Raw genomic sequence first — 25649 nt, 5'->3', positions numbered from 1 at the left:
CAACACCACTGAAGGATACTGAACATGAACAAAGCGACTGTCGCGGCCAAACGCTGGTGGTACATCATGCCCATCGTGTTTATCACCTACAGCCTGGCCTATCTCGATCGCGCCAACTTCAGCTTCGCCTCTGCCGCCGGCATCAATGAAGATCTCGGCATCACCAAAGGCATGGCCTCGCTGCTGGGCGCGCTGTTTTTCCTCGGTTATTTCTTCTTCCAAATTCCCGGCGCCATCTACGCCGAACGCCGCAGCGTCAAAAAATTGATCTTCTGGTGCCTGATCCTGTGGGGCGGCTGCGCCTCGCTGACCGGCGTGGTCAGCAATATCCCGATGTTGGCCGCCATCCGCTTTATCCTCGGCGTGGTGGAAGCGGCAGTGATGCCGGCGATGCTGATCTACATCAGCAACTGGTTCACTAAATCGGAACGGTCACGCGCCAATACTTTCCTGATCCTCGGCAATCCGGTGACGGTGCTGTGGATGTCGGTGGTGTCCGGTTATCTCATTCACGCTTTCGGCTGGCGCGAAATGTTCATCATCGAGGGCATTCCGGCGGTTATCTGGGCGTTCTGCTGGTGGGTGCTGGCGAAAGACAAACCGGCGCAGGCCGGCTGGCTGAGCGCCGAGGAGAAACTGGCGCTGCAACAGCAGCTGGACGAAGAGCAGAAAGGCATCAAGGCCGTGCGCAACTACGGCGAAGCCTTCCGTTCGCGCAACGTGATCCTGCTGTGCGTGCAGTACTTCGCCTGGAGCATCGGCGTGTACGGCTTCGTGCTGTGGCTGCCTTCCATCCTGCGCAGCGGCATGCAGATGGGCATGGTGGAAGCCGGCTGGCTGTCGGCGGTGCCTTACCTGGCGGCGACCATCGCCATGATCGTGGTCTCCTGGGCGTCGGACAAAATGCAAAACCGCAAGCTGTTCGTCTGGCCGCTGCTGCTGATCGGCGCGCTGGCGTTCTTCGGCTCTTACGCCGTCGGCACCAACCACTTCTGGATCTCCTACGGCCTGCTGGTGGTCGCCGGCGCCGCGATGTACGCCCCCTACGGGCCATTCTTCGCCATCATTCCGGAAATGCTGCCGAAAAACGTCGCCGGGGGCGCCATGGCGCTGATCAACAGCATGGGCGCGCTGGGGTCGTTCTTCGGTTCATGGTTCGTCGGCTATCTGAATGGCGCCACCGGCAGCCCGGCGGCCTCTTACATGTTTATGGCCATCGCACTGGTGGTGGCGGTGGTGCTGACGCTGATCGTCAAACCCGCCCGCAACGAGATCCAGCCGCAATTGGCTTGATCCGGTTATACTTTTTATCTGTTAACCCAACCGGGGGGGCGCCATGCCCCCTTTGGCCCAGCTGGAGTTCGTGATGAAGCCTTCTATCGTATTGTACAAAAGCCTGCCTGCCGATCTGCGTGAACGTCTGGAACAGCACTTCACCGTGCACGCCTTCAACGGCCTGCAGCCGGAGAACCGCGACGAACTGCGCCAGGCGCTGCAGCAGGCCGAAGGGATCATCGGTTCCGGCGGTAAAATTGACGAAGCCTTCCTGCAGCAGGCGCCCAAACTGCGCGCGGCCTCGACCGTTTCCGTCGGCTACGACAACTTCGACGTCGAGGCGCTCAACGCCCATAACGTGCTGCTGATGCACACCCCGACGGTGCTGACCGAAACCGTCGCCGACACCATCATGAGCCTGGTGCTGGCGACCGCGCGCCGGGTGGTGGAAGTGGCCGAGCGGGTGAAGGCCGGCGAATGGCGCGGCAGCATCGGGCCGGACTGGTTCGGCGTCGACGTGCACCATAAAACCATCGGCATCCTCGGCATGGGGCGCATCGGCCTGGCGCTGGCGCAGCGCGCGCATTTCGGTTTCGGCATGCCGGTGCTGTACAACGCCCGCCGCACGCATGAAGAGGCGGAACAGCGCTTCAACGCGCGCCGCTGCGATCTGGACACCCTGCTGGCCGAGTCGGATTTCGTTTGCATCACGCTGCCGCTGACCGAACAAACCTTCCACATGATCGGCCGCGAACAGCTGGCGAAAATGAAGAAAAGCGGCATTCTGATCAACGCCGGCCGCGGGCCGGTGGTGGATGAGCAGGCGCTGATCGAAGCGCTGCAAAACGGCGTGATCCACGCCGCCGGGTTGGACGTGTTCGAGAAAGAGCCGCTGCCGGCCAACTCGCCGCTGCTCAGCATGCCGAACGTGGTGGCGTTGCCGCACATCGGCTCCGCCACCCATGAAACGCGCTACGGCATGGCCGCCTGCGCGGTGGATAATTTGATCGCCGCGTTGACCGGCACGGTGAAAGAAAACTGCGTCAACCCGCAGCTGTTGCGGAAATAACTCAGCGCGGCCGGTGCTCTGCGGATAACCGGCCGTGTTGATCTTCCTGCTGCGGTGCGAACAGCGCCTGCAGCTGATGTTCTTCGGCGAAGTGCTGCAATTCGGCATCCTGAATTGCCTGAACGATCTCTTCTCGCCAGTTTTTGTCCGTCATCGCTAACCTCCTTTGATGTTCATCGTTTAATCTGCCGCAGCGCGCGCGCAAAGCCAAGCCGAATCAATCCGAAAACGCTCCGCCCTTCCTCTCCTCCCCGAAAAACCCCCGCAGGGAGGAGGCCATTTTTCCACCGTTTGCCACACTGGGCGCTACCCTGCGAAAAAACGCTTCCTGCCGCGCGTAAGGAGAGCCATGAAGCTTTTACCCCTGCCCTTGTTGATGCTGCTGTCGCCTTCGGCGCTAGCCGGCTGGACGCTGCCGGGCTTCCCGGCCTTCGACGAAACGGCCGCCGGGCTGTTCGCCAGCCAGGCCGCGCTGCCCAAAGGCCAGCTGCCGCTGCGGCTGTATCAGGATAACCACTGCTGGCAGCCGGCCGAGGCAGTGAAGCTTAACCAGACGCTGTCGCTGCAGCCCTGCGGCACTCACCCGCCGGTCAACTGGCGGCAGTTCCGCGCCGGCGATTATCAGGTGCGCATCGACACCCGCAGCGGCACGCCGACGCTGCAGCTCAGCCTGAGCAGCGCGCCGGAAAGCACCACCGTTGCCGTCCGCAGCTGCCCGCGCTGGGACGGCAAGCCGGTCACGGTCGACGTCGCCTCCACCTTCGCCGAAGGCGAAACGCTGCGCGATTTCTATTCCGGCCAAACGGCGCAGGTGAGCCAGGGGAAAATAACGCTGCAACCCGCCGCCGCCAGCGGCGGCCTGTTGCTGCTGGAATCCGCCGCCACGGCGAAACCGGCGGCGTTCAGCTGGCATAACGCCACGGTCTACTTCGTGCTGACCGATCGCTTTGAGAACGGTAACCCGGCCAATGACCACAGCTACGGGCGCCGCAGCGACGGCCTGCAGGAAATAGGCACCTTTCACGGCGGCGATCTGGCCGGCCTGACGCAGAAACTGGATTATCTGCAGCAGCTGGGCGTCAACGCCTTGTGGATCAGCTCGCCGCTGGAGCAGATCCACGGCTGGGTTGGCGGCGGCACCAAAGGCGATTTCCCGCATTACGCCTATCACGGCTATTACGCGCTGGACTGGACTCGCCTCGATGCCAACATGGGCACCGAACAGGAGCTGCGCACGCTGGTCGAGCAGGCGCATCGGCGCGGCATTCGCATTCTGTTCGACGTGGTGGTGAACCACGTCGGCTACGCCACGCTGGCGGATATGCAGACGTTCCACTTCGGCTCGCTGTATCTGCAGGGTACAGAAGTGGAGAAAACCCTGGGGAAAAACTGGAGCGACTGGCGCCCCGGACCGGGGCAAAACTGGCACAGCTTCAACGACTACATCAACTTCAGCGACAAAGCGGGCTGGCGCCAATGGTGGGGGAAAAACTGGATCCGCACCGACATCGGCGACTATGACTCACCGGGCTATGACGACCTGACGATGTCGCTGGCCTTCCTGCCGGACATCAAAACCGAAGCGCCCGGCGCCAGCGGCCTGCCGCTGTTCTATCGCCACAAACCCGACACCGCCGCGCGCGACATGCCCGGCGCCACCACCCGCGATTACCTGACCGTCTGGCTCAGCCAGTGGGTGCGCGATTACGGCATCGACGGTTTTCGCGTCGATACCGCCAAGCACGTGGAAAAACCGACGCTGGCGCTGTTGAAGCAGCGCGCCACGGCGGCATTGGCGGCGTGGAAAGCGGAGCATCCGCAGCAGGCGCTGGATGACGCGCCGTTTTGGATGACCGGCGAGGCCTGGGGCCACGGGGTGATGAAAAGCGACTATTACCAAAACGGCTTCGACGCGATGATCAACTTCGACTTCCAGGACCAGGCGGCGCAGGCATTGGGCTGCTTTGCCGACATCGATGCCACCTACCGGCAGATGGCCGAGCGGCTGCAGGATTTCAACGTGCTGAGCTACCTCTCTTCGCACGACACCCGGCTGTTCTTCGCCAGCGACGCCAAAGGCTCGCTGCCGCTGCAACAGCGGGCGGCAAACCTGCTGTTGCTGGCGCCGGGCGCGGTGCAGATTTACTACGGCGATGAAAGCGGCCGCCCGCTCGGCCCAACTGGTTCCGATCCGCTGCAGGGCACCCGCTCCGACATGAACTGGCGCGAGCTGCAGGGGGAAAAAGCCCCGCTGCTGGCCCACTGGCAACGGTTGGGGCAGTTCCGCGCTCGCCACCCGGCGATCGGCGGCGGCGTGCAAACCCCGCAGCCGCACGCCGCCTACTACGCCTTCAGCCGCCGGCTCGGCGACGATAAGGTGATGGTGGTGTGGGCCGGCGAACGGTCACAATAATCCAGCGTAATATGCTGCTAATCGGCCAATGGGCGAAGTTTGTGCCCATTGGTCGATTTGTCGGCCGCGTTGCAGCGGGATTTGTCTGGCGGTATGGTGGGGGATTACCTGCTAAGAAACAGTACTGCTGCACCTATGACTTTCTCACTTTTCGGCGAAAAATTTACCCGTTATGCGGGCATTACCCGTTTGATGGACGACCTGAACGAAGGCCTGCGCACCCCCGGTGCCATCATGCTCGGCGGCGGCAACCCGGCGCAGATCCCAGAGATGGAAGCCTACTTCAAACAGCTGTGCCAGGAGATGCTCGATCAGGGCAAACTGACCGAAGCGCTGTGCAACTACGACGGCCCGCAAGGCAAGGACGCGCTGCTGAAAGCGCTGGCCAATCTGCTGCGCGACGAGCTCGGCTGGGAGATTTCGCCACAGAATATTGCACTGACGAACGGCAGCCAAAGCGCGTTTTTCTACTTGTTCAACCTGTTCGCCGGCCGCTACGCCGACGGTTCGCGCCGCCGCGTGCTGTTCCCATTGGCACCGGAATATATCGGCTATGCCGACGCCGGGCTGGACGAAGGGCTGTTCGTCTCCGCCAAGCCGAACATCGAGCTGCTGCCGGACGGCCAGTTCAAGTATCACGTTGATTTCGAACACCTCACCATCGGCGACGACATCGGCATGATCTGCGTTTCACGGCCGACCAACCCGACCGGCAACGTGATCACCGACGAAGAGCTGATGAAGCTCGACCTGCTGGCACAGCAGCGCGATATTCCGCTGGTGATCGACAACGCCTACGGCGTGCCGTTCCCCGGCATCATCTTCAGCGACGCCACGCCGCTGTGGAACCCGAACACCATCCTGTGCATGAGCCTGTCCAAGCTCGGCCTGCCGGGCTCGCGCTGCGGCATCGTGATCGCCGACGAGAAGGTGATCACCGCGCTGACCAACATGAACGGCATCATCAGCCTGTCGCCGGGCAGCATGGGGCCGGCGATGGCGACAGAAATGATCGCACGCGGCGATCTGCTGCGCCTGTCGAACGAGGTGATTCGCCCGTTCTACAAACAGCGCGTCGAGCACACCATCGAGATTATCCGCCGCTACCTGTCGCCGGAGCGCTGCCTGATCCACAAACCGGAAGGGGCTATCTTCCTCTGGCTGTGGTTCAAAGATCTGCCGATCACCACCGAAGTGCTGTATCAGCGCCTGAAAAAACGCGGCGTGCTGATGGTGCCGGGCCACTACTTCTTCCCGGGGCTGGAGCACGACTGGCCGCACACCCACCAGTGCATGCGCATGAACTACGTGCCCGACCCGGAGAAAATCGAGCGAGGCGTGGCGATCCTGGCGGAAGAGATCGAACGCGCGCATCAGGAAGGCTAACGCCAGCTGATTGAAAATCGACCGATAAAGATATACGATGCATATATCGTATATCTTTTTTTTGGAGGGCTAGCGATGACCCGCATCGTGATCGATTTACCTGAAGAAGACCTGCGGCAGCTCGACAATCTGAAAAATATCCGCCACGTTCCACGGGCCGAAATCATCCGTCAGGCCGTCTCCCGTTATCTGACGGAGAACCACGTTGAAGATCCCAGCAATGCTTTCGGGCTCTGGTCCGGGGCGATGGGCGATGGCGTAGACTACGAAAATCGTCAGCGCGAGGAGTGGGAATAATGGTGGTTCAACGGGCGCTATTCGACACCAATATCCTGATCGATTATCTCAACGGCATTCCTCAAGCCAAAGACGTTCTGACCGAATACCACATCAACCCGGCTATTAGCGCCATCACCTGGATGGAAGTGATGGTGGGTGCCAAAAAACAGGGGCCGGCGCTGGAGCTGAAAACGCGCCAGTTTTTAGGGCAATTCCTGCTGCTGCCTATTACCGATGAAGTTGCCGAACGCGCCGTAGAATTGCGCCACTCACAGCATGTGAAGCTGCCGGACGCCATTATCTGGGCCACCGCGCAGGTGGGGTTCCGGACGCTCATCTCCCGCAACCCCAAAGATTTCGGCACTGACAACGGCGTGTTAATGCCTTACCGGCTGTAGTCGGGCAGCGTTACAGCGTCCAGAACAGCACCGCCAGCAGCTGCGGCGACATGATGCGCAGGAACATCGCCAGCGGATACACGGTGGCGTAAGACAGCGCGGCGGCGCCGCTGGTCGGATGCAGACCGTTGGCGAAGGCCAGCGCCGGCGGATCGGTCATCGATCCCGCCAGCATGCCGGACAGCGTCAGGTAGTTCATCTTGCCCACCGTGCGCGCCAGAATACCGACGCTCAGCAGCGGAATGGCGGTGATCAGCGCGCCGTACCCGACCCACGTCAGCCCTTCGCCGTGCAACAACGTATCGATGAAGTTGCCGCCCGACTTCAATCCGACCACCGCCAGAAACAGCACGATGCCCAGTTCGCGCAGCGCCAGGTTGGCGCTCGGCGGCATAAACCAATACAGCTTGCCGATGCTGCCGATGCGCCCCAGGATCAGCGCGGCCACCAGCGGCCCGCCGGCCAACCCCAGCCGCAATGCCGCCGGGAAGCCGGGCACGAACAGCGGAATGGAGCCGAGCAGCACCCCGAGCCCGATGCCGATAAAGACCGGCAGCATCTGCACCTGCTGCAGTTTTTGTTGGGCGTTGCCGACGATTGCCGTCACCGCGTCGATGGCCTCCGGTCGACCGACCAGGTTGAGAATGTCGCCGAACTGCAGCGTCACGTTGCTGCCGGCCACCAGCTCCACGCCGGCGCGGTTGAGGCGTGAAATCACCACGTCATACTTCTGCTTCAGGTTCAGATCGCGGATTTTCTTGCCCAGCACCTGCTCGTTGGTCACCACCGCCCTCACCACCTGCAGCGCGGTGCCGCGCGTCGACAGCGAGGCGTCCACCTCTTCGCCGATCACCAGCCGGGCATTTTCCAGATCTTCGCGTTTGCCCACCAGATGCAGGTAGTCGCCAAGCTCCAGCCGCTCGTGCGGCGCCGGCACCATCAGCAGCTCCCCGCGTTTGAGGCGCGAACAGACGATCGCTTCACCGTTGAGCAGCGGCACCTGCTTGATCGCCATGCCCTGCAGATTGGGATTGCGCACCGCCACGTTCATGGCGTGCAGCAGCTCACGCTGATTGCCCAGGCTGCTTTCAAACGCCTGCGCCTCGCGCTCGATGTTGATGCGGAAAAACAGCCGGATCAGCCACATCACCAGCAGGATGCCGCAAATGCCGAACGGATAGGCCATGGCGTAGCCCATGCCCATCCCGTCCACCAACGCCGGATCGGAACCGAGATCGGTCAGGATTTGTTGACCGGCACCCAGCGCCGGAGTGTTGGTGACCGCGCCGGAGAACACGCCGAGGATGATCGGCAGCGGCACGTCGAACAGCTTGTGCACCGCCGCCGCCACGACGCCGCCGGTCAGCACCAGCAGCACCGCGAAGGCGTTGAGGCGCAGACCGGAGACGCGCAGCGAAGAGAAGAAGCCGGGGCCGACCTGAATACCGATGGTGTAGACGAACAGGATCAGGCCGAACTCCTGGATAAAGTGCAGCATGTCCCCGTTCAGGCTGATTTGCCCGCTCTGGGCGAAGTGACCGACCAGGATGCCGCCGAACAGCACGCCGCCGATGCCCAGTCCGACGCCGTACAGCTTCCAGTTCCCCATCCACAACCCAATGACGGCCGCCAGCGCCAACATGCTGACGGTCAGGGCGATATCGCTCATAGGTCACATCCTTGCCAAAGTTGAAGCGGGAATTCGCGATTAAAAGCACACAATTAACAAGGATTATGACATCGGACAGACAGGGGGACTGTGGCGTGCGCCACATAACGCAGCGGGGGAGATCCGTCTGGATCTCCCCCGCATGATGATGACCGTTTTTCAGTCGGTTATTTGGCTTCCAGCTCCGGCGTCGCACCGATGGCGATGCGCTGCGGCTGCAAGGCTTCCGGCACCTGACGCACCAGATCGATGTGCAGCAGGCCGTTTTCAAATTTGGCCTCGGACACCTGCAGATGCTCCGCCAGGGTGAAGGTCAGCTGGAACTCTTTGCACACCAGGCCTTGATGCAGGTATTCGACCTGTTTTTCCGGCGGCGTAGGTTTACCGCTGACGGTCAGCCGCGGCCCTTCCACCTCGATATTCAGTTCGCTCTGCCGGAAACCGGCCAGCGCCAGAGAAATGCGGTAGTGATTGTCATCGCTTTTCTCGATGTTGTACGGTGGGAACCCCTGGGGTTCCTGGCCCCCCATTGAACTGGCCAATTTATCAAAACCAATCCACTGACGCAGAAGCGGGGATAAATCGTAATTACGCATAGGAACAACTCCTTTCATTAAGCGAGATGTGTTTATTCAGCCCCCTGACGGCAGGCTAGGTATTATTTGCCGGCAGCGTACCTGCCGGCGAAACGGAAATTTATTTAATTTCGATGCGGCGCGGTTTTAATGTTTCCGGCACGATGCGTTGCATGTCGATATACAACAGGCCATTCTCCAGTTTGGCGCCTTTAATTTGAATATGTTCGGCCAGCTGGAATTTACGCTCGAAATTACGCTCGGCGATGCCCTGGTATAAATAGGTTTTTTCTGCCGGTTCGTTATTGTGCGCCCCGCGCACGATCAGCAGATTATCTTGCGTGGTGATCTCCAGCTCCTGCTCGGCAAACCCGGCTACCGCGATGGCGATGCGGTAATGATTTTCGTCCACCAGCTCGACATTATAAGGCGGATAACCGCCGTTGCCCTGACTCTGACCGGCTTCCAGCGCGTTGAACAGGCGATCGAAACCAATGGCGGAACGGTATAGCGGGGAAAGATCAAAATTACGCATAAAACAGCCTCCTAAGGCACTTCAGCGAGGTTGAAATAAATACGCCTTCCACTCTGGACAGGCTAATTAAGCCAGAATTCCCTTACGGCGAATTCTCAATTCGGCTCTGATGATAAAATGGGGGTTGATTTCATCAATTCAACAGGCGAGGATCAAAAAAACTTCGTACCGATTAGGCGAAAGTTTTTTTACCACTTACACTAAAGTGAGAGAGCCGCCACAGAGCGGGATTTTGCTTCTTTAAAAGCAGCAACAGGATGTTATAAATCAGCTTAATTTAGGGGAACAGCAACCCTGCAGGATGGATTAATGACGACGATGAAAGCGATAGCGACGGGCTGCATGTTGTTGGCGACCAGCGGTTGCTCCAGCGTGATGAGCCATACCGGCCCGAATCAGGGTTACTACCCCGGCACCCGCGCCAGCGTGGACATGCTGAAGGACGACAACACCAGCTGGGCGATGATGCCGCTGGTGGCGCTGGATCTGCCGTTCTCAGCGGTGATGGACACCGTACTGTTGCCTTACGACTATCTGCGTTCCGGCAACGACGCCACCGCAGACTCGCCAAAAGCGCGCATCCTGCGCAGCGAGCAGCAGAATCTGGCGGCAACCGGCAATCCCGGCGAAGGCAACGACAGCACCGCCACCCACTAATCGCGCACGCAGCGGGCCGCCAGGCCCGCCTTACACCTCAACCACAAAGATCTGGTTGAACCCCGCTATCTCGCGCATAAACGCCACTTTCTTGCCATCCGGTGAAAACACCACGGCATCCGCCGACGGCGGCTGCGCGCTGCGCTGCGTTAAACGCTGCAGGCGGCCGCCGGCGACCTCGCACAGCATCACGCTGTTGTCGCACACCAAGGCAATCGCCCCGCCCTGCGGGTGCCAGCTGAACGCTGACTGGATGTCATGCTCGCTGCGGCTCACCTGGCGCGGCTCCCCGCCGTTCGGCGACACCGTCCACAGCTGCACCACGCCGCCGTCGTCCTTCATCAAAAATGCGATTTGGCTGCCGTCCGGCGAGCTGCGCAGCCAATGGCGCGGCGCACCGGCAACGCCCGGATAACGACGATCGCCGGTAAAGGTTACCCGCCGCTGCCTGACGCCCTGCGGCGGCGCCGGCAACTCGCTTTCCGTCCCCTGCAACGGCAAAGCGCCCGCCCTGGCGTAATCGGCATCGTTCTCCGGCAGATCGACAATAAACACCTCCGGCAGCTTCTCGCCGGCGGCGGACAGCGTATCGCCGATGAACGCCAACGCCCAGCGCTGCCGGCTGCCATCGGCCTTACGGTAACCCTCGCGGCCGATCCAGCCTTCTTCGTAAGCGCGATTGATCTGATCGCTGCCCGGCTGCGGCTGCGGCACCGTCTCGCTGACCAGCACGCAATAGTGGCTACCGTCATACTCGCGCGGGTGCTGTTTCGGCGGATTGACCCCGTGCAGCGGCACGGCCACCCCGACGTTGCGCAGATCGCGCGCCGGATCGCGTTCGTGCATGACGTGGTCGTTGTAGGTAAAGCTGAGGCGGCTGCCGTCCGGACTGAAAACGTGCACATGGCTGCCGCCGCGCAGCGCACCGGGCGTGTAGGGGGCGGTGATATCCAGCGCGTCGAGGGTGATGGCCAACTCGCGATCCGGTTCGCTGACGATCACCCCGCGGCGGTGGTGAAAATCATACTGCCAGGCGCTGTCCGGGTGCTCCGGGCCGTGGATAAAGGCATAGCGCGCCGGCGCATCGGGGCTGACCGTGACCACGCCGACGTGGGCGCCGTGCTGGGCGCGATAAACCACCTCCACCGCGCCGCTGGCAACGTTGACCCGCTCGATGCTCAGACCGGTGAAAGAGGCGCCGCGCGGGCGCACGTCATAAGCCAGCCATTGGCTGTCCGGCGTCCAGACGTTGATATTGGTTAACTGATGCCCGCGAGGGTCGAAAGTCAGTTGTTTTTCCCGATGGCTCATGGCGGTTCTCCTGCGCATGCCGGCACTGAGTCGCCATCTTACCGGATCGGCGACAGCGTTTCACATGGCCTGCGCGGGTAAGGCGGGAGGATTTTTCGGTTCGAAATGACGCAATTATTTTTCAGCGTCTTATCATTTAAACCGAACGACGGCGTCGGCAGGAAATAAGCGGCCGATTAGGCATTCGCATTCCTGGCGGCGAAACTCAACGGCGCCCATGCCGTATAGGCGGATGCCGCGAGCGCTATTTTTTTCATTCTCATTTCCTTCATCAAAATAAATCAGCGGCAGCACCTTCCTTAACGCAAATAAATAAAAAATCGTGTCGCTAAACGACAGGTTAATGATTATTTTCAACGCCAACGCGATGCTCTTCCCCGGCCGTTGCCGCTGGCGGGCCGGGTTGCCCGGCGGTCGGGCGACGGGGTTTACAATCAATACAAAAAAGTACAAACTGGATTTTTAAGTCCAAATACTCTGGAGCCGGTATGAATCCCCTCTTCGATGCCATTGTTTCTGCCCATCAGCAACTGCGCCCTCAGGTACGGGTCACGCCCCTGGAGCGCAGCGTGCTGCTTTCGCAGCAGCTCGGCTGCGAGCTGTATCTGAAATGCGACCATCTGCAGCACACCGGCTCCTTTAAATTTCGCGGCGCCAGCAACAAGCTGCGGTTGCTGGATAGCGAGCAACGCCGGCGCGGCGTGATTGCCGCCTCAACCGGCAACCACGGCCAGGCGGTCGCCCTGGCGGGGCAGTTGATGGGCGTTGGCGTCACGGTTTATGCGCCAGAGACGGCCGCGAGCATCAAGCTAGACACCATCCGCGCGCTGGGCGGCACCGTGGAATTGGTGCCGGGCGATGCGCTGAACGCCGAACTGGCCGGGGAACAGGCCGCCCGCGAACAGGGAAAAACCTATATTTCGCCGTATAACGACGAGCAGGTGATCGCCGGCCAGGGCACCTGCGGCATGGAGCTGGTTGAACAGCTCACCGGTCTGGACGCCGTGTTCGTGGCGGTGGGTGGCGGTGGCTATATCGCCGGTATCGGCACCGTTCTGCGGCAATTGTCGCCGAACACGCAGCTTATCGCCTGCTGGCCGGAAAACGCCACCAGCATGTACAGCGCGCTGGAAGCGGGCCATATCTTCCCGGTGGAAGAGCAAGAAACGCTGTCCGACGGCACCGCCGGCGGCGTCGAACCGGGCGCCGTGACCTTTCCCCTGTGCCAGCAGCTGATCGACCGTAAAGTGCTGGTCAGCGAGGCAGAGATCAAACACGCGATGCGCCGGATCGCCGCCAGCGATCGGTGGATTATCGAAGGCGCGGCCGGCGTGGCGCTGGCGGCGGCGATCAAACTGGCGCCGGAATATCAGGGGAAAAAAGTGGCGGTGGTGCTGTGCGGCAAAAATATCGTGCTGGAGAAATACCTTAAGGCCATCGCCGATGCGCATCCTTAATCAGCAGCAAATCCTCGCCGCGTTCGACGCCGAGGCCATAACCGCGCTGCTGAAGCAGGGGTTTATCGCCTATTCGCAGCGGCAGGTGCAACAGCCGCCGGTGCAGCATTTCCTGTTCGAACAGGCCGCCGGCGATTGCTGCATCAAATCCGCCTGGCTGGAAGGCGACGAGCTGTTCGTGGTCAAGGTGTCCGCCGGTTTCTATCGCAACGCCGAACGCGGCCTGGCCAGCAATCAGGGATTGGTGATGGCGTTCTCCGCCCAGACCGGCGAACCCCGGGCGCTGCTGCAGGATGAGGGCTGGCTGACCGCGCTGCGCACCGCACTGGCCGGCCGCATCGCCGCCGAGCTGTGCGCGCCGCCGCATATTCAGGCGATCGGCATGGTCGGCACCGGCCTGCAGGCGCGGCTACAGCTGCAATGCCTGAAACCGGTGACCGATTGCCGCGAGGTGTGGGTGTGGGGCCGCAACGAACAGGCGCTGGCGGCGTATCGGCGCGATGCCGAGGCAGAAGGTTTTCGGGTGCTGACCACGCAGGACGCGGCGGAACTGGCGGCGCACTGTCAGCTGATCGTGACCACCACGCCCAGCCGCGAACCGATCTTGCAGGCGGCGGATATCCGGCCCGGCACGCACATCACCGCCGTGGGCGCCGACGCGCCAGGCAAGCAGGAGCTGGCGACCGATCTGGTGGCCAATGCGGACGCGCTGCTGGTCGATGCGCTGGCGCAATGTGCTGACTACGGCGAGATCGCGACGGCTTATCGGCAAACTAGGCTCACTTCAACGCCAATCGTCGAAATGGGCGCCCTCTTGGCGCAGGGCGGGCGGTTGCGAAGCGAGTCGCAGCACATCACCATCGCCGATCTTACCGGGCTGGCGATTCAGGATCTGCAGATCGCCAAAGGGGTGTTGGCGGCAATATAAAGGGGCGCCGCAGCGCCCCATTTTATCAGCCGTTGAGCACGAACTTCTCGATGGCGCGCGCCACGCCGTCTTCGGTATTGGCGCTGGTGACAAACTGCGCCACCGCTTTCAGCTCGGGAATGGCATTGCCCATCGCCACGCCGACGCCGGCATACTCGATCATCGCCGTATCGTTGGCCTGATCCCCCAGCGTCATGATGTTTTCCCGCGCCACGCCGAGGTGCTCGGCCAGCATTCTCACCCCGGCGCCCTTATCGACGTTCTTATGCAGGATTTCGAGGAAGTAAGGCGCGCTTTTCAGAATGGTGTAACGCTCGCGCGTTTCCGCCGGGATGCGCGCGATAGCGCGGTCCAACAGCTCCGGCTCGTCGATCATCATCACTTTCGGGAAACGCATCTGGCGATCCATCTCTTCCACGCTGCGGTATTTCAGCGGAATACCGGTCATTGCCGCCTCGTGTATGGTGTATTTGCCAATGTCCTTGTTCGGGGTATACAGGGTGTCGAAATCAAACGCCTGGTAGTGAACGCCGAACTCGCGCGCCATCTGCTCGAAGTGCAGATAGTCCTCGAAGTCCAGCGTTTCTTGCAGGATGCAAGCGCCGTCGACCGCACGCAGCACCAGTGCGCCGTTATAGGTGATGCAAAAATCGCCGGGGCCCTGAATGTCCAACTGGCGCAGATAGTCCTGCACGCCGACATAAGGCCGCCCGGTGGCCAGCACCACGTGCACCCCTTTGCGCCGCGCTGCCGCGATAGCCTGCTTTACCGCCGGCGTGATTTGGTGCTGCGGATCCAGCAACGTGCCGTCCATGTCGATCGCAATCAGTTCAATAGCCATTCAACGCTTCTCCCAGTGGTTTTTTCTCATGCTAACGCGTTTCAGCCTCGGCTGTCAGCGCCAAAAAAGGCGTAAAAAAATCCGCGCGGGTCGCCCAGCGCGGATTTTCACAGCCATTAACGCATCAGATATCGATGTTCGCCGCTTTCAGGGCGTTTTCTTCGATAAAGGCGCGGCGCGGTTCAACCGCATCGCCCATCAGCGTGGTGAACAGCTGATCGGCAGCGATGGCGTCCTTGACGGTCACGCGCAGCATGCGGCGGCTTTCCGGATCCATGGTGGTTTCCCACAGCTGCTCCGGGTTCATCTCGCCCAGACCTTTATAACGCTGCACCGACAGGCCGCGGCGCGACTCTTTCACCAGCCACTCCAGCGCCTGCTCGAAGCTGTCTACCGGCTGACGACGTTCGCCACGCTCGATGAACGCACCGTCTTCGATCAGCCCGCGCAGCTTCTCGCCCAGCTGGCAGATCTTGCGATATTCACCGCCGTGGATGAAGTCGAAGTCCAGCTTATAGTCGGTATCCACGCCGTGGGTGCGGATGCGCAGCGCCGGCTCGAACATCTGGCGCTCACGGTTCTCGAAGATCACGAAGTCATAGCTGCTGCCGTGCTGCTCTTTGTCGTTCAGCGCCTGCACCAGCGAAGCGATCCAGGTTTTCACCTTGGCTTCATCGCTGAGATCGCCTTCGTTCAGCGTCGGCTGGTAGATCAGGCTGTTCAGCAGCGCGCGCGGGTAGCGGCGCTCCATGCGGCCAATCAGCTTCTGCACGCCGTAGTGTTCGGCCACCAGTTTTTCCAGCTGCTCACCGCCGAGCGCCGGTGCGCTGGCATTGGTGTGCAGCGTAGCGCCGTCCATCGCGATGGCGATCTGGTACTGATCCATCGCCTCGTCATCTTTGATGTACTGCTCTTGCTTGCCTTTCTTCACCTTGTACAGCGGCGGCTGCGCGATGAACACGTGGCCACGCTCGATGATTTCCGGCATCTGGCGGTAGAAGAAGGTCAACAGCAGCGTACGGATGTGCGAACCGTCGACGTCGGCATCGGTCATGATGATGATGCTGTGGTAACGCAGCTTGTCTGGGCTGTACTCGTCGCGGCCAATGCCGCAACCCAGCGCGGTGATCAGCGTCGCCACTTCCTGCGAGGAGAGCATTTTGTCGAAACGCGCTTTCTCGACGTTGAGGATTTTCCCCTTCAGCGGCAAGATAGCCTGGTTCTTGCGGTTGCGCCCCTGCTTGGCAGAGCCGCCCGCGGAGTCCCCTTCCACCAGGTACAGTTCGGACAGCGCCGGATCGCGTTCCTGGCAGTCCGCCAGCTTGCCCGGCAGGCCGGCCAGATCCAGTGCGCCTTTGCGGCGGGTCATCTCACGCGCTTTACGCGCCGCTTCGCGCGCGCGCGCCGCGTCGATGATTTTGCCGACCACGATTTTCGCGTCGCCTGGATTTTCCATCAGGTAATCCACCAGCTTCTCGTTCATCAGCGTTTCAACCGCGGTTTTCACCTCGGAGGAGACCAGCTTGTCCTTGGTCTGAGAAGAGAACTTCGGATCCGGCACCTTCACCGACACCACGGCAATCAGGCCTTCACGCGCGTCATCGCCGGTGGCGCTGACCTTGGCCTTCTTGCTGTAGCCTTCCTTTTCCATGTAGCTGTTCAGCGTACGGGTCATCGCGGTACGGAAACCGACCAGGTGCGTGCCACCGTCGCGCTGCGGAATGTTGTTGGTGAAGCAGTAGATGTTTTCCTGGAAACCGTCGTTCCACTGCAGCGCCACTTCCACGCCGATATCGTCTTTCACGGTCGAGAAGTAGAACACGTTCGGGTGGATCGGGGTTTTGTTCTTGTTCAGATACTCGACAAACGCCTTGATGCCGCCTTCGTAATGGAAGTGGTCTTCACGGTCGGTGCGCTTGTCCTTCAGGCGGATAGACACGCCGGAGTTGAGGAAGGACAGCTCGCGCAGACGCTTGGCCAGAATGTCGTACTCAAAATCGGTCACATTGGTGAAGGTCTGGTGGCTCGGCCAGAAGCGCACCATGGTGCCGGTCTGTTCGGTTTCGCCCACCACGGTCAGCGGCGCCTGCGGCTCGCCGTGGCTGTAAGTCTGTTCGTGTACTTTGCCTTCGCGGCGGATCACCAGCTCCAGTTTCTCCGACAGGGCGTTAACCACCGAGACGCCCACGCCGTGCAGGCCGCCGGAAACTTTATAGGAGTTGTCGTCGAATTTACCGCCGGCGTGCAGCACGGTCATGATGACCTCTGCGGCTGAAACCCCTTCTTCAGGGTGAATGCCGGTCGGAATGCCGCGGCCGTCATCCTGTACCGATACCGAGTTGTCGGCATGGATGGTGACCTGAATGTCACTACAGTGGCCCGCGAGCGCTTCGTCGATAGCGTTGTCCACAACCTCGAATACCATGTGGTGCAGACCGGTGCCGTCATCGGTATCGCCGATATACATGCCCGGGCGCTTGCGCACCGCATCCAGCCCTTTTAATACCTTGATACTTGAGGAGTCATAAGAATTCGACATCAACGTTTCTCGCTCATTTTAGTCCTGTGGTTGAACCTCTATTTTACCCTGTTCCACGCGGAACATCTTGCCCTTTTCACCGGCCATGTCGGTCACTTGTTCAGCGCTGACCGCGCTGACAAAAACCTGGGCCTGGGTGGCTTTCAGGCGATCGGCCAGCAACCGGCGACGGCCGGTGTCCAGCTCGGAGGCAAAATCATCAATCAGATACAGGCAACGCCGCCCGCTCTGCCGGGTGAGAAACTCACCCTGCGCCAAGCGCAACGCGCACATCAGCAGCTTAAGCTGACCGCGCGATAACAAATCCTCTACCGGCGTGCCGTCGGCACGAATGCGGAAGTCCGCTTTATGCGGCCCCACCGCGGTATAGGTCAACGCCCTGTCGCGCTCGAACTGGCGCTCCAGCAGCTCGCCGTAGTCGCTCTCTTTGTCCCAGCCGCGCTGGAAGGAGAAGCTCAGGGCGAATTCAGGCAGAAACTGCGCGCAGGTCGCGGTGATATCCGCGGCGATCGCGTCGCTGTATTCCGCCCGCCATTCGCTGATGCGCTCCGCGAGCGGGATCAGTTCCTGATCCCAGGCGCGGATCTGCGCATAGCGACTCACCTGGCGCAGCGCGGCATTGCGCTGCTTCAGTAACCGTTTCAGGTTGCTCCAGGCGGTGAAAAAACCGGGTTCGTTATGAAAACAGCCCCAGTCAAGGAAGGCGCGCCGGAATTTCGGCCCGCCGTTCAGCAGGGTAAAACCTTCGGGGGTGATCAGCTGCATGGGCAGCAGCTGCGCCAGCTCGGCCACCTTGTGGCCGTCGCTGCCATCGATGCGTACTTTGCTGTCACCCTGACGGCTCTTGCTCAATCCTACCGACAGCTCGCGCTCCGTACCTTCTATGCGGCCGTGCAGCACGAACTCCGGCTGGTCGTGACGGATCACCCGACCGGCCTGCAGGCTGCGAAAGGCGCGGCCGTGCCCGAGCGTATATACCGCTTCCAGCACGCTGGTCTTGCCGCTGCCGTTGGCGCCGACCAGGAAGTTGAATCCCGGCGCCAGCGCCAAATCCGCCGCCTCGATATTGCGGAAATCTTTAATCAATAAACGCGTCAGAGCCATGCAATCTCTTTACCGATGACGGTGCTGTAATTCAAGGTAACGAGACTACAACCGCATTGGCATGACAACGTAGGCCGCCGCCTGGCTGGCGCCGTCTTCGATCTGCACGCTGGAGACCGAGTCGGTCAACAGCAGGCGCACGTCTTCACACTTGAGCGCGTTCAACACGTCCAGCACGTAGCTGACGTTGAAGCCGATCTCCATCTCCGCGCCGTCGTAGCTGACGTCGAGGATCTCTTCCGCCTCTTCCTGCTCCGGGTTGTTGGCGGTGATCTTCAGCTGGTTCTGGCTGACGTACAGCCGCACGCCGCGGAATTTCTCGTTCGAGAGAATGGCCGCGCGCGCAAACGCCTGCTTGAGCAGATCGCAGCCGGCTTCCAGCGTTTTATCCGGGTTCTTCGGCAAGACGCGGCGATAGTCCGGGAAACGGCCGTCAACCAGCTTGGAGGTGAAGATGAAATCGCCGACGTGGGCGCGAATGTTGTTGCTGCCGATCTGCAGCTGCAGCAGCGAATCGCCGCCGTCCAGCAGACGCACCAGCTCCATCACCCCTTTACGCGGCACGATCACCGAATGGGACGGCAGCTGTTGGCCGATCGGCATCGAGCACACCGCCAGGCGGTGGCCGTCGGTCGCGACGGTGCGCAGCTCCTCGCCTTCGGTTTCAAACAGCATGCCGTTCAGGTAGTAACGCACGTCCTGATGGGCCATCGAGAACTGGGTGGCTTCGATCAGGCGCTTCAGCGTCGCCTGCGGCAAGGTGAACTCCACCTCGCTCTGCCAGTCGTCCAGGTTCGGGAAGTCCGCCGCCGGCAGTGTGGACAGCGAGAAGCGGCTGCGGCCGGACCGCACCAGCATGCGCTCGCTCTCCAGCGTGACGGCGATCTCCGCCCCTTCCGGCAGGCCACGGCAGATATCAAAGAATTTGCGCGCGGGCACGGTGGTCGCGCCCGGCTCGTGCGGTTGGGACAGGGCGACGCGCGCCACCATCTCCATCTCCAGATCGGTGCCGGTCAGCAGCAGGGAGCCTTCCGTCACCTGCAGCAGCAGGTTGCCCAGGATCGGCAAGGTCGGGCGGCCGCCCAGCGGGCTGCTCACCTGTTGCAGCGGTTTTAGCAGATGCTCACGTTCAACGATAAATTTCATAGCGCTATGAAGATAATGTTCTGATTAAATTGGAGAAATCTTCTTTGATGTCGTGACTTTCCTCACGCAGCTGCTCGATCTTCCGGCAGGCGTGCAACACCGTGGTATGGTCGCGGCCACCAAACGCATCGCCGATTTCCGGCAGGCTGTGGTTGGTGAGTTCCTTCGCCAGCGCCATCGCCATCTGGCGCGGGCGGGCAACGGATCGCGAACGCCGCTTGGACAGCAAATCCGCGACTTTAATCTTGTAATACTCCGCCACCGTCTTTTGAATATTGTCGATGGTGACCAGCTTTTCCTGCAGCGCCAGCAGATCGCGCAGCGCTTCGCGCACGAAATCGATGGTGATGGCCCGGCCGGTAAAGTTGGCGTTGGCGATCACGCGGTTCAGCGCCCCTTCGAGCTCACGCACGTTGGAACGCAGGCGCTTGGCGATGAAGAACGCCACTTCGCCCGGCAGGCGAATGTCGTTCTCGTCGGCCTTTTTCATCAGGATCGCCACGCGGGTTTCCAGCTCCGGCGGCTCGATCGCCACCGTCAGCCCCCAGCCGAAGCGGGACTTCAAACGATCTTCCACCCCATTGATCTCTTTAGGGTAGCGATCCGAGGTCAGGATGATCTGCTGATTGCCTTCCAACAGGGCGTTAAAGGTATGGAAGAACTCTTCCTGCGAACGCTCCTTGTTGGCGAAGAATTGGATGTCATCGATCAGCAAGGCGTCCACCGAACGGTAGTAGCGCTTAAACTCTTCGATGGCATTGTTCTGCAACGCTTTGACCATATCCTGCACGAAGCGTTCCGAGTGCATGTAGACCACTTTGGCGTTGGCTTTGCGCGCCATGATGCCGTTGCCGACCGCGTGCAGCAGGTGAGTTTTACCCAGGCCGGTGCCGCCATACAGGAACAAAGGGTTGTAGGCGCCGCCCGGATTGTCCGCCACCTGGCGAGCCGCCGCGCGCGCCAGCTGGTTGGACTTACCCTCGACGAAGTTGTCGAAGGTGTGCTTGGGGTTGACGTTGGAGCGGTAAGAGAGCTCGGGTTGCGCCGCCGCGTTGTCCCAGCTCGGGCGCGAAGGCGCGGCCGTGCGCGCCGCCGGGGCTGCGGGGGCGCTGCTGACGCTGGCGGTCACGGTCTGGCTGATCACCTGCGTGATCGGCTTGCTGCCGACTTCAAAACGCAGCAAAGGCGCATCCGTGCCGCAGAAATCATTCAGCAGACCATTGATGTTGTTTAAGTACTTATCGCGAACCCAATCCAGCACAAAACGGTTAGGCGCGTACAGCGCCAGGGTGTTGTCACTCAGTTCCGCCTGCAATGGGCGAATCCACATACTAAATTCTGTGGCAGGTAACTCATCCTGCAATCGGGCAAGACACTGCTGCCAAAGCGAAAGTGACACGGCGGACTCCACTCGAACAAGATCAATAAAGAAAAGAAACGGGCAACTTTTTTATAACTCATGATTTTTGACACATACCCGGCATCGGCTGTTTGCCTGTGGGGGATGCGAACCGCCTTTCACGGTTTGTGTCCCTCACGATCCCGGTATGAGGGATCGCGATCGGAATGACGGATCATAGCGCAATCCGCGCAAGAGATCCTCCCCTTCCTCACAGATTAGATCCATTTTATCCACAGGCCGCGGCCGGCGGCGATCTTTTCGCCGCTGGCGCCGAATGGCCGCGCAGATCCCGGCCGCTACGCCGCGTTTTTTACATTGTCAACCGGTTATACCCTGTTATCCACGCCGGATCCTGCGATCGCGCGCAAAGGATCTCACGGGGATCCTTGCGATTTCACCCCGAGTCCGTATAATCTTCGCCCTACGTGTGATACCTGGTTCCTTATGGTGCGTCATTAGCCAGACAGGATTCTGCGGTGACCACGGGCCAAGAACGGATTTTGTTCCGTTATTGGCAGACAACCAGGTAGGCTGGCGCGATGCGAATTGACTCAGGACTGTACAATTATTACAATCCCGCTTCTTTATGTATTGCGATTGAGGCGTCGGTCATCTTCACGCCGAGTAGCCAAACGCGTTTACTGATCAGTAATTATTTTAAGTTTAGGTAGAAATCGCTATGAAACGCACTTTCCAACCGTCCGTATTGAAGCGCAACCGTAGCCACGGTTTCCGTGCTCGTATGGCCACCAAAAATGGTCGTCAAGTTCTGGCCCGCCGTCGTGCGAAAGGCCGTGCTCGTCTGACTGTTTCTAAGTAATAAAGCTAACCCGCTGAGTGGTTAAGCTCGCTTTTCCCAGGGAGTTACGTTTGTTAACTCCCACTCATTTCACTTTCGTCTTCCAGCAGCCACAACGGGCTGGCACGCCGCAAATCACCATCCTCGGCCGCCTGAACCAGCTGGGGCATCCCCGCATCGGTCTTACCGTCGCCAAAAAACACGTCAAACGCGCGCACGAGCGTAATCGGATCAAACGCCTAACCCGCGAAAGCTTCCGCCTGCGTCAGCACGAATTACCGGCGATGGATTTTGTCGTGGTGGCCAAAAAGGGGATAGCGGATTTGGATAACCGCGCGCTGACGGAAGCTTTGGATAAATTATGGCGTCGCCACTGTCGCCAGGCTCCCGCATCCTGATCGGGCTGGTGCGGGCCTATCAGCTCGTCATCAGTCCGCTGCTAGGGCCTCGTTGTCGCTTCCAGCCGACATGCTCTCATTACGCAATTGAGGCATTAAGCAGGTTTGGCATGATAAAAGGCAGTTGGTTAGCATTGAAACGCGTATTAAAATGCCACCCTTTGAACCCAGGTGGCGATGATCCGGTGCCGCCAAAAACCGACGATAACAGAGAACACTAACGATGGATTCGCAACGCAATCTTCTCCTCATCGCTCTGCTGTTCGTGTCTTTCATGATCTGGCAGGCATGGCAAACGGACAACGCTCCGCAGCCGGCCGCACAGACCACGCAACAGACTTCGAACGCAGTAGCCGGTGATGCCGCCAGCCAGGCCGTGCCAGCCAGTGGTCAGGGTAAGCTGATTACCGTGAACACCGACGTGCTGTCACTGACCATCAACACCCGTGGTGGCGATATCGAGCAGGCTAAACTGTTGGCCTACCCGGATACTCTGGGTTCATCGACTCCGTTCCAACTGCTGGAAACCACTCCGTCATTCGTCTATCAGGCGCAAAGCGGCCTGACCGGTAAAAACGGCCCGGACAACCCGGCCAACGGCGAACGCCCGCTGTATCAGGCGGCACAGGACAGCTACACCCTGCCGGAAGGCCAGGACGAGCTGCGCATCCCGCTGACCTACACCGATAAAGACGGCGCGGTCTACACCAAGACCTTCGTGCTCAAACGCGATCACTATGCGGTCGGCGTGGATTACAGCATCGACAACAAAGGCGCGACGCCGCTAGAGCTGACCCTGTTCGGCCAGCTGAAGCAGACCACCGAATTGCCTAAGCACCGCGACACCGGCAGCAGCAACTTCGCGCTGCACACCTTCCGCGGCGCGGCGTACTCGTCCAGCGATGACAAGTACCAGAAATACGCATTCGACAAAGACGAAAACCTGAGCGTCACCACCAAAGACGGTTGGGTCGCCATGCTGCAACAGTACTTCGCCACCGCGTGGGTACCGGCGACCAAGGGTGACAACACCTTCTACACCGCCAAACCGGGCGACAATCTGTCCACCATCGGCTTCAAATCTACGCCGGTCGTGGTGCAGCCGGGCGCTCAGCAGCAGCTGAACGCGACCCTGTGGGTCGGCCCGGAGCTGCAGGACCAGATGGCCCAGCTGGCGCCGCACCTGGACCTGACCGTGGATTACGGTTGGCTGTGGTTCATCTCCCAGCCGCTGTTCAAACTGCTGAAGTTCATCCACGGCTTTATCGGTAACTGGGGCTTCTCCATCATCATCATCACCTTCATCGTGCGCGGCATCATGTACCCGCTGACCAAGGCGCAGTACACCTCGATGGCGAAAATGCGCATGCTGCAGCCGAAGCTGCAGGCGATGCGCGAGCGCATCGGCGATGACAAACAGCGCATGAGCCAAGAGATGATGGCGCTGTACAAGGCGGAGAAAGTGAACCCGCTCGGCGGCTGCCTGCCGCTGATCATTCAGATGCCGATCTTCCTGGCGCTGTACTACATGCTGATGGGTTCGGTCGAGCTGCGCCACGCGCCGTTCGCCCTGTGGATCCATGACCTGTCGGCACAAGACCCGTACTACATCCTGCCAATCCTGATGGGCGTGACGATGTTCTTCATTCAGAAGATGTCGCCGACCACCGTGACTGACCCGATGCAGCAGAAAATCATGACCTTCATGCCGGTGATCTTCACAGTGTTCTTCCTGTGGTTCCCGTCCGGTCTGGTGCTGTACTACATCGTCAGTAACCTGGTGACCATCCTGCAGCAGCAGCTGATTTACCGTGGTCTGGAAAAACGCGGTCTGCACAGCCGCGACAAGAAAAAAAGCTAAGCGTATTGTAGGGGTTCGGCGCGCCGACCCTTGCAGTCACACCAAAGGCGGTCATTAGACCGCCTTTTTGCATCTTAATCGTCAGAGAGAACCGTTATGAGCACCACCGATACCATCGTAGCCCAAGCCACCCCGCCGGGACGCGGCGGCGTCGGCATTCTGCGCATTTCCGGAAGCCAGGCCAAAGACGTCGCCCAGGCGTTGCTCGGCAAGCTGCCGAAGCCGCGCTACGCTGACTATCTGCCGTTCCGCGACGCCACGGGCGCCACCCTCGATCAGGGCATCGCGCTGTGGTTCCCGGGGCCGAACTCCTTTACCGGTGAAGACGTGCTGGAGCTGCAGGGCCACGGCGGGCCGGTGATCCTCGATCTGTTGCTCAAGCGCGTGCTGGCGCTGCCCGACGTGCGCATCGCACGGCCCGGCGAGTTCTCCGAACGCGCGTTCCTCAACGACAAACTCGATTTGGCGCAGGCCGAAGCGATTGCCGATCTGATCGACGCCAGCTCCGAGCAGGCGGCACGTTCGGCGATGAACTCGCTGCAGGGCGCCTTCTCCACCCGCATCCACCAGCTCGTGGAAGCGCTCACTCACCTGCGAATCTACGTGGAAGCGGCGATCGACTTCCCCGACGAGGAAATCGACTTCCTGTCCGACGGTAAAATCGAGGCGCAGCTCAACGACGTGATGGCGGATCTGGACAGCGTGCGCGGCGAAGCACGCCAGGGCAGCCTGCTGCGCGAAGGGATGAAGGTGGTGATCGCCGGGCGCCCCAACGCCGGTAAATCCAGCCTGCTCAATGCGTTGGCCGGGCGTGAGGCGGCGATCGTCACCGATATCGCCGGCACCACCCGCGACGTCTTGCGCGAACATATCCATATCGACGGCATGCCGCTGCACATCATCGACACCGCCGGCCTGCGCGACGCCAGCGACGAAGTTGAGCGTATCGGCATCGAACGTGCCTGGAACGAGATCGAACAGGCCGACAGGGTGCTGTTTATGGTGGACGGCACCACCACCGCTGCCACCGAGCCGGCGGAGATCTGGCCGGAGTTTATGGCGCGCCTGCCGGGCACGCTGCCGATCACCGTGGTGCGCAACAAGGCCGACATCACCGGTGAAACGCTGGGTCTGACGGAAGTGAACAACCACTCACTTATTCGCCTATCGGCCCGCACCGGCGAAGGCGTCGATGTGCTGCGCGATCATCTGAAACAGAGCATGGGCTTCACCAGCAACATGGAAGGCGGCTTCCTGGCGCGCCGTCGCCACCTGCAGGCGCTGGAGCTGGCGGCACAGCACCTGGTGCAAGGCAAAGAACAGTTAGTGAGCGCTTACGCGGGCGAGCTGTTGGCCGAGGAGCTGCGTCAGGCGCAGCTGGCCTTGAGTGAAATCACCGGCGAATTCACCTCCGACGACCTGCTGGGCCGCATCTTCTCCAGCTTCTGTATCGGTAAATAACGCCGTCAGACGCCTTCACGGCCGGGACAAGCCCTTGTTCCGGCCGTTTTTCTTTCCCGCGCTCGCTCTGCGCGCCGGCTCACAGAGCCGCTACCGCCCTCCACGCTATACTGAAAAGTCAGGAATCTCTCTCAGGAACGAGTCAA

At 60.6% G+C, this 25649-nt stretch carries 25 protein-coding genes; 14 read left to right on the top strand and 11 right to left on the bottom strand.

The window, feature by feature from the left end:
- Positions 1-24: 24 nt before the first annotated feature.
- Positions 25-1293: an MFS transporter gene (locus QOL81_RS18965; protein ID WP_060424334.1), complete on the top strand. Its 1269-nt coding sequence runs from the start codon at positions 25-27 to the stop codon at positions 1291-1293.
- Between the two features lie 73 nt (positions 1294-1366).
- Positions 1367-2344: a glyoxylate/hydroxypyruvate reductase GhrB gene (gene ghrB / locus QOL81_RS18960; RefSeq protein ID WP_060424337.1), complete on the top strand. Its 978-nt coding sequence runs from the start codon at positions 1367-1369 to the stop codon at positions 2342-2344.
- Between the two features lies 1 nt (position 2345).
- Here the strand turns inward: ghrB and QOL81_RS18955 are convergent, their stop codons facing one another.
- A complete protein-coding gene (locus QOL81_RS18955) occupies positions 2346-2498 on the bottom strand; it encodes a hypothetical protein (protein WP_169317907.1) in 153 nt (50 codons plus the stop codon).
- 195 nt (positions 2499-2693) lie between these two features.
- On the opposite strand from QOL81_RS18955, the gene QOL81_RS18950 reads away from it, so the two are divergent.
- From QOL81_RS18950 to QOL81_RS18935, 4 genes are all read left to right on the top strand, one after another.
- A complete protein-coding gene (locus tag QOL81_RS18950) occupies positions 2694-4757 on the top strand; it encodes an alpha-amylase (RefSeq protein WP_283439986.1) in 2064 nt (687 codons plus the stop codon).
- A gap of 135 nt (positions 4758-4892) precedes the next feature.
- Positions 4893-6143 carry a valine--pyruvate transaminase gene (locus QOL81_RS18945; protein WP_004933935.1) on the top strand — a complete coding sequence of 417 codons (1251 nt, stop codon included), beginning with the start codon at positions 4893-4895 and terminating at the stop codon, positions 6141-6143.
- A 75-nt stretch (positions 6144-6218) separates the two neighbouring features.
- Complete coding sequence (locus tag QOL81_RS18940) at positions 6219-6440, top strand: ribbon-helix-helix domain-containing protein (RefSeq protein ID WP_004933932.1); 222 nt, start codon at positions 6219-6221, stop codon at positions 6438-6440.
- Positions 6440-6820, top strand: a complete 381-nt coding sequence (locus QOL81_RS18935; protein WP_060424343.1) for a type II toxin-antitoxin system VapC family toxin — start codon at positions 6440-6442, stop codon at positions 6818-6820. The genes QOL81_RS18940 and QOL81_RS18935 overlap by 1 nt, the downstream gene beginning before the upstream one ends.
- A gap of 10 nt (positions 6821-6830) precedes the next feature.
- Here the strand turns inward: QOL81_RS18935 and QOL81_RS18930 are convergent, their stop codons facing one another.
- From QOL81_RS18930 to ibpA, 3 genes are all read right to left on the bottom strand, one after another.
- Positions 6831-8489, bottom strand: coding sequence for a putative transporter (locus QOL81_RS18930; RefSeq protein WP_047729572.1), 1659 nt, complete (start codon positions 8487-8489; stop codon positions 6831-6833).
- A 167-nt stretch (positions 8490-8656) separates the two neighbouring features.
- Complete coding sequence (ibpB, locus tag QOL81_RS18925; RefSeq protein ID WP_004933922.1) at positions 8657-9085, bottom strand: small heat shock chaperone IbpB; 429 nt, start codon at positions 9083-9085, stop codon at positions 8657-8659.
- Between the two features lie 100 nt (positions 9086-9185).
- Complete coding sequence (gene ibpA, locus QOL81_RS18920; RefSeq protein ID WP_004933919.1) at positions 9186-9599, bottom strand: small heat shock chaperone IbpA; 414 nt, start codon at positions 9597-9599, stop codon at positions 9186-9188.
- 309 nt (positions 9600-9908) lie between these two features.
- On the opposite strand from ibpA, the gene QOL81_RS18915 reads away from it, so the two are divergent.
- Positions 9909-10256, top strand: a complete 348-nt coding sequence (locus QOL81_RS18915) for a YceK/YidQ family lipoprotein (protein ID WP_016929593.1) — start codon at positions 9909-9911, stop codon at positions 10254-10256.
- A gap of 30 nt (positions 10257-10286) precedes the next feature.
- Here QOL81_RS18915 and QOL81_RS18910 read toward each other — a convergent pair whose 3' ends face one another.
- Positions 10287-11567, bottom strand: a complete 1281-nt coding sequence (locus tag QOL81_RS18910) for a YidR family protein (RefSeq protein ID WP_055316928.1) — start codon at positions 11565-11567, stop codon at positions 10287-10289.
- A 132-nt stretch (positions 11568-11699) separates the two neighbouring features.
- Positions 11700-12020, bottom strand: coding sequence for a hypothetical protein (locus QOL81_RS18905; protein ID WP_142109031.1), 321 nt, complete (start codon positions 12018-12020; stop codon positions 11700-11702).
- A gap of 35 nt (positions 12021-12055) precedes the next feature.
- Here QOL81_RS18905 and QOL81_RS18900 point away from each other — a divergent pair, with 35 nt between their 5' ends.
- Positions 12056-13024: a threonine/serine dehydratase gene (locus QOL81_RS18900; RefSeq protein ID WP_149571846.1), complete on the top strand. Its 969-nt coding sequence runs from the start codon at positions 12056-12058 to the stop codon at positions 13022-13024.
- On the top strand, positions 13011-13952 hold the full coding sequence (locus QOL81_RS18895; protein ID WP_169317905.1) for an ornithine cyclodeaminase family protein: 942 nt from the start codon (positions 13011-13013) through the stop codon (positions 13950-13952). Before QOL81_RS18900 ends, QOL81_RS18895 begins: the two co-directional genes overlap by 14 nt.
- 25 nt (positions 13953-13977) lie before the next feature.
- Here QOL81_RS18895 and yidA read toward each other — a convergent pair whose 3' ends face one another.
- The 5 genes from yidA to dnaA form a co-directional block, all read right to left on the bottom strand.
- Positions 13978-14793 (bottom strand): sugar-phosphatase, encoded by an 816-nt coding sequence (yidA, locus tag QOL81_RS18890; RefSeq protein ID WP_169317904.1) that lies wholly within the window; start codon positions 14791-14793, stop codon positions 13978-13980.
- Positions 14794-14917: 124 nt separating this feature from the next.
- A complete protein-coding gene (gene gyrB / locus QOL81_RS18885) occupies positions 14918-17332 on the bottom strand; it encodes a DNA topoisomerase (ATP-hydrolyzing) subunit B (RefSeq protein WP_060424357.1) in 2415 nt (804 codons plus the stop codon).
- An 18-nt stretch (positions 17333-17350) separates the two neighbouring features.
- The gene (gene recF / locus QOL81_RS18880; protein ID WP_033636531.1) at positions 17351-18436 is read right to left on the bottom strand and encodes a DNA replication/repair protein RecF; all 1086 of its coding nucleotides are present in this window, start codon (positions 18434-18436) and stop codon (positions 17351-17353) included.
- A 45-nt stretch (positions 18437-18481) separates the two neighbouring features.
- Positions 18482-19582, bottom strand: coding sequence for a DNA polymerase III subunit beta (dnaN, locus tag QOL81_RS18875; RefSeq protein WP_004933892.1), 1101 nt, complete (start codon positions 19580-19582; stop codon positions 18482-18484).
- A gap of 4 nt (positions 19583-19586) precedes the next feature.
- Positions 19587-20981, bottom strand: coding sequence for a chromosomal replication initiator protein DnaA (gene dnaA, locus QOL81_RS18870; protein WP_004933889.1), 1395 nt, complete (start codon positions 20979-20981; stop codon positions 19587-19589).
- A 682-nt stretch (positions 20982-21663) separates the two neighbouring features.
- Here dnaA and rpmH point away from each other — a divergent pair.
- From rpmH to mnmE, 5 genes are all read left to right on the top strand, one after another.
- Complete coding sequence (gene rpmH / locus QOL81_RS18865; RefSeq protein WP_000831330.1) at positions 21664-21804, top strand: 50S ribosomal protein L34; 141 nt, start codon at positions 21664-21666, stop codon at positions 21802-21804.
- Between the two features lie 17 nt (positions 21805-21821).
- Entirely contained in the window at positions 21822-22181 is a 360-nt protein-coding gene (gene rnpA / locus QOL81_RS18860; protein ID WP_004933883.1) for a ribonuclease P protein component, read from the top strand.
- Positions 22145-22402: a membrane protein insertion efficiency factor YidD gene (yidD, locus tag QOL81_RS18855; protein ID WP_004933881.1), complete on the top strand. Its 258-nt coding sequence runs from the start codon at positions 22145-22147 to the stop codon at positions 22400-22402. Before rnpA ends, yidD begins: the two co-directional genes overlap by 37 nt.
- A gap of 2 nt (positions 22403-22404) precedes the next feature.
- Positions 22405-24042, top strand: coding sequence for a membrane protein insertase YidC (gene yidC / locus QOL81_RS18850; RefSeq protein WP_049200579.1), 1638 nt, complete (start codon positions 22405-22407; stop codon positions 24040-24042).
- Positions 24043-24138: 96 nt separating this feature from the next.
- On the top strand, positions 24139-25503 hold the full coding sequence (gene mnmE, locus QOL81_RS18845; protein ID WP_038876016.1) for a tRNA uridine-5-carboxymethylaminomethyl(34) synthesis GTPase MnmE: 1365 nt from the start codon (positions 24139-24141) through the stop codon (positions 25501-25503).
- The last annotated feature ends 146 nt before the right edge of the window (positions 25504-25649 follow it).

It is taken from the genome of Serratia sp. CC22-02, assembly GCF_900182895.1.
GTDB classification, from domain to species: Bacteria; Pseudomonadota; Gammaproteobacteria; order Enterobacterales; family Enterobacteriaceae; genus Serratia; species Serratia nevei.
Note: the sequence above shows the minus strand (reverse complement) of the source record. Positions and strands in the feature narration are given on the sequence as shown.